Source organism: Chthonomonas sp., assembly GCF_035294505.1.
Taxonomy (GTDB): domain Bacteria; phylum Armatimonadota; class Chthonomonadetes; order Chthonomonadales; family Chthonomonadaceae; genus Chthonomonas.
On record NZ_DATGKU010000187.1, the window covers coordinates 36,044 to 42,711 of the forward strand.

The window sequence follows — 6,668 nt, forward strand, 5'->3', positions numbered from 1 at the left end:
ACGGTCTTGTAAAGCCGTGCTATCGTCCGGCAGGAAGTGGTCGGCTTAGGTCAAGAGGGTGTCCCTCTTGGGCGACCTCGAGGTCTGGGTTCCTTCTTGCCTCCTCGAGCAGGGCTTGGCTTATTTCAAGGTTTTGCAGATCGGCCGTGTTTCGGATGCGCGCAAGGCGAACTTTTGTCCGGTCGCCTCGGCCACAGGTAGCGATGCCGGTACGCACGCAATCTTCCGGGGTAGGCAGGATAAGGGGCAATCGGGCACGTTGGGTACCACCTTCGCCGCTGGTTCGCATATTGATGTAGGAGGCAACGAAATCGATCTTTTTGGCAAGACGTTCCGTGATCATATCGGCGAGACCAAAGGCTGCAGCGTTTCCATGAGAGGCGTCGGTTAGGTCAAAAACGGCGATGAGGCGGATGTTGGGGCCGTCCCATTCCGATTCGGGGATGGAGGGCATAACGGCACGGCCGATGACATGCGTATCCATACAGGAGCCGCTGATGTTTTTTCCCATCTCATCCACCAAGAGGAGGTCCAGAGAGCTAAAGGGCAGGTGGGGCATGAGCTTGCGGCTCTTTTCGAGGAGCGCCTGTTCGGGCGCTCGCCCAATGACATGAGAGGGGAGCGGATGGATTTCGCTGGTGTGCCCCAAGGAGTTCTCGATGAGCGCGATGCCGCCTAAAACGGGAAGGTGTGCGGCCATGTAGCGGGCTACGTGGGGCATGAGGTCCCGAAGGCCCGCGGCTCCATAGTGATGGATACGTTCGGCGCCCTGTTGTTTGCCAAGCCCGATGGCCAGCATTTTTGCGATACCGCTTTCGATGGGGCCGGTAAAATCGGTGTGCGGTTTGATGCGGTTGATCAGCAAAATCGCATCGGCCTGGAGGGCGTTGCGGTCACAGACAACGGGGAAGCCTTTATAGCCTTCGGCCTCTTCCGTGAGTTCTCCGATGGGAGAGACCTCCATGGTAGCTTTAATTTCGGCACCAACGTTTTCCGGGGTGATTCCGTAGCTAAGGAGCACCTCCGTTTGTCCTTGAGCGGTTGCTCCTCCATGACTGCCCATGGCGGGCACGATGAAGGGGCAATATCCGTGCGCTTTCAGCACGCCGACGACCGTGCGGACGATGAGGGCGAGATTGGCAATACCACGGCTGCCAACGCCGACGGCAACCGAGGCGCGGCGAGGCAGCGACCGAGATGCAAGCAGGGTCTCGAGGGCTTCACGGGTGCGGTGTTCAATCTGCTCTTGGGAGAGGGCTGGAGTGCGTTCTATTTGGCGCACTCTCCAGACGGTAGGCAGAGGCACTTCAGGGAAGGTGAACAGATGGCTAGGCAGTTCTATCTGCATGGGCGGCTCCTTGGGCACAAGTTAGCATGTTATAATAATACCAGCTTCAACATGGGGCGATGAGAAAATCCTCAGTCATAATGGGGAAACCGATTGTAAAGTCCTAGCGGAGGAATCGGATGCAAAGCCCGACAGTGACTGTCAAGTAGGTTTATATGCTTTCCTAAAGCACGAATACACAGGCAAAACGCATGAAAAATAAACTGAACAGAAAATAGATCACATAGATGCAATCTCTTCTATAAACAGAGAATTCAAAGAGTAGGAGCAATTGGATAGTATCTCTTACTGGCTGATTGACAACCGATAAAATTTCTATTATTATAGATAAGCACTGTGCTTATATGCTTACAAACTTTTAGACGAGAAGCGAGGAGAAATCACCATGATAACAGGTCTTAGGTACATCTGTGCATACAGTCTCTTTGCAGTAGTAGTTTTTCTCGGAGTGCCACAGAAGGCTCTAGCTGGACATTGGCATATAACAGTTGTATATGATGGTATCGTATATGGTGATGCAGAAGTCGGTAATGCTCCGTGGGATCAGTCATCAGTACAGATTAACTCCGTTACTTTTCATGGGCCTTTTTCGATTAACTTATCACAGCTGTTGCCGGTGACCTCTATTGATGGGAACACAGCTCAAATTCAACTGCAGATTTCTCATAGTTCTTAGACTGTGCCAAACGGTGATTCTTTTGCTTGGTCTTGCAGTGCAGATCGATATGCTCCTAATCCTGGTTCTCCTGTTATACTTACAGTCTATTGGGAATGGATGCCCGATTATCAGGGTGATCCTTCCCTGCCTCCGAGTGGCAATATCTCTTGGAACCGATCAATTGATATTAAAGACACTGTGGGCGATCAGGTCTATGCTTTTCCTTACATTGGGAATTCTGGTACAGCGACTTCCATTTTGGGAACCCAATGGAATCTGCTCCTGCCTGGAGATACACCCCAGTGTAGGCATGCGACTTTGCAGCAGCCAATACCTTCTGAACCCGAATTAAGGGATGAACCTCCCTATCTTTCATTCAGTTATTCAGGTCCACCACCCGGTGGTTTTCAGTATAACTATGATTGGCCGATATCCGATGCGGCTACCTACTCCACATCGGCCGGCAGTGCTGGGGAATTAGTCTTTACTCTCTCATGGGATCTGCGGGATGATGCCATCGTGAGTGGACAAGGTTTAGGCTCTGGATCAGGAGCTATTGCCCAGACAGTATTGACCTACAATATTGTTATCAATCTACCATAAATTCTGCAGTTGCGTTTATACATTAGTTGAGTACATACATGAGGATATGAAACTGATTAGTTCAGTTCTGGAAACGAGGTGATAGACAACATAGGCTTGTGGCTGCCCTCTTCTTTTCTTGTTGTATACTTATGCTTAGAACGTAGGAAAGGAAAGAGGTAGCAGAAGATGCAAGCCCATGTTTTGCGACGGGCCTATATCGAGTTTTTTAAAGAGCGGGGGCATCTGCATTTGCCAGGAGCGCCGCTGATTCCCATAGATGTGCTCGGCCATCTTGACGAGTCGACCCTCTTTACCGGTTCGGGAATGCAGCAGTTTAAACCCTATTTCGCCGGGGTTGCCACCCCGCCCTCACGACGCATTACAACGGTTCAGAAATGTGTGCGCACCGGCGACATTGATAGCGTAGGAGACTACTCGCATTGTACCTTCTTTGAGATGCTAGGCAACTTTAGCTTTGGCGACTACTTTAAATCCGAAGTCATTCCGTGGACGTGGGAGTTCTTAACCCAGGTGGTCGGGCTTGAGCCTGAACGCCTTTGCGCAACAGTTTACAAGGACGATGAGGAATCCTATGCCATTTGGCACGAAAAGATAGGCCTGTCTGAAGATCGCATCCATCGCCTCGATGAAGACAAGAACTTTTGGCCTGCCAACGTTCTTAGCGAAGGCCCAGATGGGCCTTGCGGCCCCTGTTCGGAGGTCTACTATCGCCTTGTGCCGGTAGAAGAGCTAACCTCCGACCCCCAGCTGACGCCGACGCAGCGCTTTCTGAAAGATGAGGCGGAAGGGCGGTGGCTAGAGATTTGGAATAATGTGTTTACCCAGTACAACCGCAGCACAGACACGGATGGCAAGCCGATTTTAACACCCCTTCCACAAAAAAACAACGACACGGGCGCCGGCCTTGATCGCATCGCATATATCGCACAGGGGAAACGCAGTGTGTTCGAGACCGATCTGTTCGGCCCTACACTGGAGGCTATCGAGAAATTAGCCAGATTGCGATATGAGGGCAGCATGTCGCCCACCGATTTCGCTTTTCGGGTGGTTGCCGAACATACGCGTTGCATGGTTTTCTGCATCGCCGATGGCATTTTGCCCTCCAATGAGGGACGCGGGTATGTGCTGCGCTACATTATGCGGCGTGCCGTGCGTTACGGCAAAATGGCCTTAGGATTCGACGCACCCTTCCTCCATGAGGTAGCCCCTCATGTGATCGCGCAGATGCGCGATTTCTATCCGGAGCTTGAGGAGCGACGTGCCCTAATTCTCCAAACGATACGGACGGAGGAGGAGCAGTTCCGCCGCACTCTCGATAGAGGCATGCGCATTCTGACAGAGATGTTGCACTCGGTGGAGGTTCAGGCGACGAAACGTCTCCCCGGCCACGATGTGTTTCGCCTTTACGATACCTACGGCTTTCCTCTAAGGCTTACCCAGGAGCTGGCGGCAGAGGCGGGCGTGGAGGTTGATTTGGAGGGTTTTGAGGCGGAGTTGGAGACACAGCGTGTGCGCTCACAGCAGTCGAGCAAAATGGATAGAGAGGTCTTTTCGGCCTCTGTGCTAAAGGGCGTCATCGGCTCCGATCTGCCTCCGACGGAGTTTCTCGGTTATCATACACTGCAAGCGGTGGCGAAGGTGTTGGCCATCTATGTAGGAGAGCAGCCCGTGGAGTTTGCACGAGCCGGCGAGCAGGTGACAGTTGTGCTCGACCGGACTCCGTTCTACGCAGAGGCGGGCGGACAGGTTGGTGACACAGGCACATTGGTGGCACCGCAGGGAGAGACCACATGCGCGCTGCGAGCCGAGGTGTGCGATACCCAGAAAAATCCATTAGGTGTCTATCTCCACTCTGTAATAGTGCAGGAAGGGGAGTTGCGAGTAGGGCAGGAGGTTCATGCGACGGTTGACCGAATGCGCCGGCTCGACATCATGCGAAATCATACGGCGACCCATCTTTTGCAGGCGGCCCTCCGGCAGGTGCTTGGTACCCATGTATATCAAAAAGGCTCTTTAGTAGCACCGGACCGGCTGCGCTTCGACTTTACCCACACCGCTCCAATGACTCCCGATGAGTTGAGACAGGTAGAAGAGCTGGTGAATGCCGAAATTCTTAACGATGTGGAGCTAGAGGTTCACTGGGATGTGCCCCTTGAGGAGGCCAAGGCGAGAGGTGCTATGGCTCTTTTTGGAGAGAAGTATGGGGATCGCGTGCGTGTGATTGAGATTCCGGGGTTTAGCCTTGAACTTTGCGGCGGAACGCATCTACAGCGAACGAGCCAAGTGGGGCTTTTCCGGATTGTTTCCGAAACCGGCATCGCTTCGGGAGTAAGACGCATTGAGGCGGTAACCGGCCGGGCGGCTTGGGAGTATACCCTGCGACGCGAACAGACGATCGAGCAACTGACGACGTTGCTGCGAACCCGCGTGGAGGAGCTGCCGGCAGCGGTAGAGCGTCTTATGAGGGAGAAGGAGGACTTGGAGAAGCGCAATCGTCAGTTGCTGGTGGAGCACTCTGTTGCGCGTCTCGATACGTTGGAACCGACGCTGGTGGATGGAATCCCCGTGTTGGCCACCTCGTTGGAGGGAGTAGATGCCAAAACGTTGGGCGACTTAGTGGAGCGGATCGCCAAGCGTTTGAAGACGGCGATCGTTGTGCTGGGGACTGTAGTGGAAGGGAAGGGACTGGTTGCTGCCAAAGTTACAACCGATCTGGTTCAGCAGGGCTATCATGCAGGGAACTTGGTGCGAGAGGTTGCTAAGATCATGGGCGGTGGTGGCGGAGGAAGGGCCGATTTTGCCACGGCCGGCGGCCGGGATCCTTCCAAGCTTTCTGAAGCGTTGATGGCCGTGCCGGAGCTGGTGAGGGCGCAGAAAACGCAGAAGCCTTAGCTCGTGCTGAGTTAGAGATAGGCCCCCTCGCAATGCTGGCGAGGGGGCAAGCGTAAGTGTGCGAATTTCTGCCTAATCCCACGGATCGAGACCAAGCAGTTTACGCCCGAGAGGGGTGAGTTCGGCCGTTTTTTGGTACTTTTGCTCTATCTCGCGAGGGTCGCCTGGAAAGACGCTGTTACCAGGTGGGAGGCGGTTCTTCCAGCAGTGTATGCGATGTTGGCGCTGCTCCTCGGTGAGTCGCTCTGCGGGAAACATCGAGATATATTGGGAGAAACGGGGGCGGTTCGATACGTTATGCCCGTTGCCATGGGCGAGGGTGTTGATCCAGATGATGAGGTCACCGGCTTTTGCGGGGATGGGCACCACCTTTTTGCCTGGTGGGAGGGCGTTGAGATCGGGGACGCGAGGGTTCCTATCCGGTGGTTGCGTGGCGATCCACTCTTCAAGTCCTTTATGGAAGCCGGGGATACACTGAAAACCTCCCATATCTTCTGTTGTGTCGGTGAGGCACAGAACGCCTTGGACTGCGAAGGGAAGGGGTAGTTTAGAGGTATCTACATCCCAATGGATAAAGCCCTTGTGATCGTATTCCGGATGGTTGGGATGACGGGGCGGCTTCATATTCACACGATCTATGGTGACGCAGAGTTTCGGGGTGCCGAAGATTTCGGAGAAGGCCTGGTGGACACGAGGATATTGACGGGTATCCCACAGAGCTTGATGCTGGTACATTTCGATCATACCGCCAGGTTTTAGGGGTGGGCGATACCAGTCCTCGGGGTTATTGGGGTCCATACCGAGGAACTCGAAGATGGCGTTGACCACAGCATTACACAGCTCCACAGGCACGACATTTCGGGCAATGACGTAGCCGTTCTCCTCAAAGAACGCCAAGTCTTCTGGGGTGAACACGCTCATAAAGGAAACTCCTCGATTCAAGATTTGGGTGTAGTGGCAATTTCGGTTTACTCCCTTAGAATCTACAATTGGCCATCCGGTGAGAGTTTCCCTGCCAACAGAAAAAAAGCGCCCGGCTTCGCCATTGAAGCCGGGCAGCACCGCAAGTGGCATCCGCGCACCTGGGTACACTTCAATTGAGGACGAGAAAGAAGGATACCTTCGTTTATAGTATATCATAGGAGTGTTTGTTGTGTCAAGTGA

General features: G+C 53.6%; 5 protein-coding genes. 3 read left to right on the forward strand and 2 right to left on the reverse strand.

Annotation, left to right across the window (positions count from 1 at the left end; translation table 11 throughout):
• Positions 1 to 19: 19 nt before the first annotated feature.
• Positions 20 to 1,348, reverse strand: a complete 1,329-nt coding sequence (locus tag VKV18_RS11600; RefSeq protein ID WP_324204363.1) for a hypothetical protein — start codon at positions 1,346 to 1,348, stop codon at positions 20 to 22.
• 385 nt (positions 1,349 to 1,733) lie between these two features.
• Here VKV18_RS11600 and VKV18_RS11605 point away from each other — a divergent pair, with 385 nt between their 5' ends.
• The 3 genes from VKV18_RS11605 (at position 1,734) to alaS (ending at position 5,504) form a co-directional block, all read left to right on the forward strand.
• Positions 1,734 to 2,024 carry a hypothetical protein gene (locus tag VKV18_RS11605; protein ID WP_324204364.1) on the forward strand — a complete coding sequence of 97 codons (291 nt, stop codon included), beginning with the start codon at positions 1,734 to 1,736 and terminating at the stop codon, positions 2,022 to 2,024.
• A gap of 99 nt (positions 2,025 to 2,123) precedes the next feature.
• Positions 2,124 to 2,609, forward strand: coding sequence for a hypothetical protein (locus tag VKV18_RS11610; protein ID WP_324204365.1), 486 nt, complete (start codon positions 2,124 to 2,126; stop codon positions 2,607 to 2,609).
• A gap of 168 nt (positions 2,610 to 2,777) precedes the next feature.
• Entirely contained in the window at positions 2,778 to 5,504 is a 2,727-nt protein-coding gene (alaS, locus tag VKV18_RS11615; RefSeq protein WP_324204366.1) for an alanine--tRNA ligase, read from the forward strand.
• A gap of 72 nt (positions 5,505 to 5,576) precedes the next feature.
• Here alaS and VKV18_RS11620 read toward each other — a convergent pair whose 3' ends face one another.
• On the reverse strand, positions 5,577 to 6,425 hold the full coding sequence (locus VKV18_RS11620; protein ID WP_324204367.1) for a phytanoyl-CoA dioxygenase family protein: 849 nt from the start codon (positions 6,423 to 6,425) through the stop codon (positions 5,577 to 5,579).
• Positions 6,426 to 6,668 lie beyond the last annotated feature (243 nt).